Annotated in this window: 3 protein-coding genes; 2 read left to right on the forward strand and 1 reads right to left on the reverse strand. The window is 53.8% G+C overall.

Annotated features, from left to right (window positions below; all coding sequences use genetic code 11):
- Positions 1–1,678 (reverse strand): ATP-binding cassette domain-containing protein (locus JW953_20500; protein ID MBN1995086.1); only part of this gene is annotated, 1,678 nt, incomplete at its 3' end.
- Between the two features lie 237 nt (positions 1,679–1,915).
- Here JW953_20500 and JW953_20505 point away from each other — a divergent pair.
- Together JW953_20505 and JW953_20510 are read left to right on the forward strand one after the other, a co-directional pair.
- Entirely contained in the window at positions 1,916–2,638 is a 723-nt protein-coding gene (locus JW953_20505) for a sulfite exporter TauE/SafE family protein (protein ID MBN1995087.1), read from the forward strand.
- Between the two features lie 141 nt (positions 2,639–2,779).
- Complete coding sequence (locus tag JW953_20510; GenBank protein ID MBN1995088.1) at positions 2,780–3,007, forward strand: Gfo/Idh/MocA family oxidoreductase; 228 nt, start codon at positions 2,780–2,782, stop codon at positions 3,005–3,007.
- Positions 3,008–3,062: the final 55 nt, after the last annotated feature.

The following is a 3,062-nucleotide window of genomic DNA, read 5'->3' on the forward strand; positions in this document are numbered from 1 at the left end:
CGTCAATAGGCAAATTGACGCTCTCCTTTTCTCCTTTTTGAAAAGCCGGGTAGTGGCGACCCGGCTTTTTGATTCCTTCCTCACTACGCTCGCCACTGGTCTGAATGCGGCCCTGGGCCAATTTTAGCACGTGGGTAATGGCCTGGGGCATTTCGTCAAAGTGGTGGGTAACGTAAATCATATTGACCGGCATTTGCGAACACAGTTGGTCCAAAAGCTCGATGATGCGGGTGCGATTGTTAAAATCCAAGCCCTGGCAAGGCTCGTCAAGAATAAGCAAGGTTGGGTTTTTAACCAGGGCGCGGGCCAAAAACACCAGGCGTTGCTCTCCCACCGAAACAGCGCCCAAGGGTCGGTTGAGCAAGGGCAAGAGGCCAAGGGCTTGCAGCCAATGGACGGCCAGGCTGACCTGTTGGGGCGAGCAGGTTTGGTATAAACCTACCGAATCAAAAAAACCGGAGCAGACCACCTGGCCGCAGGTGGTTTCTTTTTGATGATACGCCTGCAACTCGGGCGAGACCCAACCAATTTTCCGTTTGATCTGCCAGATACTTTCCCCCGACCCCCGTTTTTGGCCAAAGAGCGTGATCTGGTTGGCGTAGGCCTGGGGATTGTCGGCCAAAATCAAACTCAAAAGCGTTGTTTTACCTGCGCCGTTGGCGCCCAGCACCGCCCAGTTTTCCCCCTGTTTCATTGTCCAGTTGATGTGGCGCAAAACATAAGTGTGGCCATATAAAACAGAGGTGTCTTTCAGCTCAACCAAGACGGGGTACTTTTGCCCGGATTCTTGAACAGCAGCGGGCAAGGGTAATGGAGAGATGTTTTTATTCCGGCCCGGTTCCGGCATTGCCTCTGCCGGCAAAATCTTATCCCGGCGGTCCTGGGCCACCATCCGGCTATTGGCCACCTGCAGCACGTGAGTGATGCCCGGCGGAATCTCTTCGAGCCGGGGCGTAATCAGCAGTATTCGCGGGGTTTCGGCGTGGAGCAGTTCCGTGAGAGCGCCGTGCAACGCCCGGCGAGAAGCATCATCCAAACCCACAAAGGGGTCGTCAAGAATCAAAAACCGGGGCGACTGCATCAGCGCGCGGGCAATCAGCAGTTTGCGCGCCTCGCCGTGCGATAAATGAAGCACCTTACGCCCCAGCAGGGACCCCATCCCCAACAAATCCACCGCTCTTTGCCTTCTTTGGCCATACACGGCCCGGCTCACTTTAAGAGGACTAACATCGTAAGGTGAAATGCGCTCGATGCTCTCCCCGGTCAACAACTCGGCTACGGTGGGCGAATCTTTCCCCTCTATGCTCTGCCACCGCGCCTGATGGTAGCCGGCCTGCTGTTGCATCAGGTTGCTATGGGTTTCGGCGGAAATCTTCACAATTTCCCCCCGGTTAAAATATGAGCGCGCCCCGTCGCTCTGGTCTTTATTCGTTCCAAAAAAATAGAAAATCCGGCCATGCGCCAGGGGCACTTGCCGAAAGATAGCCCTGGCCAGGGTAGATTTCCCGGAGCCGTTTGGCCCGATGATGGCCCAATGTTGATCGGCCCTTATCTCCCAACTGGTATGCTCAAACAATAGTTTACTGCCGACGCGCAGGGTGACGTCGGTTAACGTGATAAATGATCCGTGCTTGGGAGGGGCTGCCGGCCGCTCGTCCCGACGAAGTGTTGACCTCATTAGCCAAAAATCCTGAACCTTCTTGATACTTTAACCCGGCCCCGGGCCGGCCTGTAACCAAATAATCCTTAGCATACCATTGATAGGGTCAATGACAAAAATGCTTCATCCGGATTTTAGGGGCGCAACTATCACGGGACGTGACCACTAATATTTTTTGACATTCCCCTAAAAATAGCTCATGATGAACCGGCACAACTTTCTGTATCCGGGTCAAAAAAATTACCGCTTGCGCCCATGAGTACCCTCACCATCATTCTTTTAACCCTGGCCATTATCTTTATGGCCGCTCTCACCCGCTCCACGTTTGGCTTTGGCGACGCGCTCTTGGCCATGCCCCTGCTCACCTTATTGGTAGGGGTGCAAACCGCCACGCCGCTGATGGCTTTTGTTGGGCCAACCATTGCCTCTACCATTGTCTGGCGCCACTGGCGCAGTATTGATTTTGGGGCCACCTGGCACCTGATCATCTCAACGGTGTTGGGCATTCCGGTAGGTATTTTTGTTTTGAAAACTGCGCCGGAGGAAATTGTCAAACAAATGCTTGGCCTGCTAATCATCCTGATCAGCCTCTACAACCTGATCCGGCCCCGGCTGATCACCCTATCCCAACGGAGGTGGGCCTATCTTTTTGGTTTTGTGGCCGGGGTGATTGGCAGCGCTTACAACACCAACGGCCCGCCCATTGTTATTTATGGCGTTATGCGGCGCTGGCCCCCCGACCGTTTTAGGGCCACCTTACAAGGCTACTTTTTGCCCACCGGCCTGCTCATTCTGGCCGGACATGGCCTGGCCGGTTTGTGGACGCTGCAGGTGCTGCAACTTTACGCTTTGGCCCTGCCATTCATGGTGACGGCAATTTTTCTGGGTACCAAACTCAATCAACGCATCCCTCCGCACCGCTTTGAAAAATTTATTTATGCAGCGCTGCTGGCCCTGGGGTTTTTGCTCCTGATTTAACCCCTGGCCGGAGAAAGAAACGAGGTTTGCCGCTTTTAACTGGCCGATGAGGTAAAATAATTTGCCAGATTTACCCCCCGGCCTAAAATCAGGGCAATTTTTTGACAAAATACCACCCCCAAGGAATCAGGATAACCAAAAATGAAAAAACTACGTTGCGGATTTGTGGGCGGGGGGACCATTATGCGGGTCCACGCCGAAGCTTTGCGCGAGCGAGAGGATGTTGAAATAGCGGCTGTATCCGAAGTAGCAGAGCCAACGCTGCAAGTTTCAGCCGACAAATTCAACATTCCGGGCCGGTATACCGACTTCAAGGAAATGTTCCAAAGGGAAACGCGTAAGCGTAAAGACTATGGGACAACCTCCTGAACCAATTGCACCGGCCAGTCAAGGCTGAGGCCCTGACAGAGAGCGGTCATCGGCA

This window comes from Anaerolineae bacterium (assembly GCA_016931895.1).
In the GTDB taxonomy this organism is placed as follows: domain Bacteria; phylum Chloroflexota; class Anaerolineae; order 4572-78; family J111; genus JAFGNV01.

Excerpts from the sequence above, each read along its gene's own strand:
- JW953_20505 (MBN1995087.1), top strand. The coding sequence starts at position 1,916 with ATGAGTACCCTCACCATCATTCTTTTAACCCTGGCCATTATCTTTATG.
- JW953_20510 (MBN1995088.1), top strand. The coding sequence starts at position 2,780 with ATGAAAAAACTACGTTGCGGATTTGTGGGCGGGGGGACCATTATGCGG.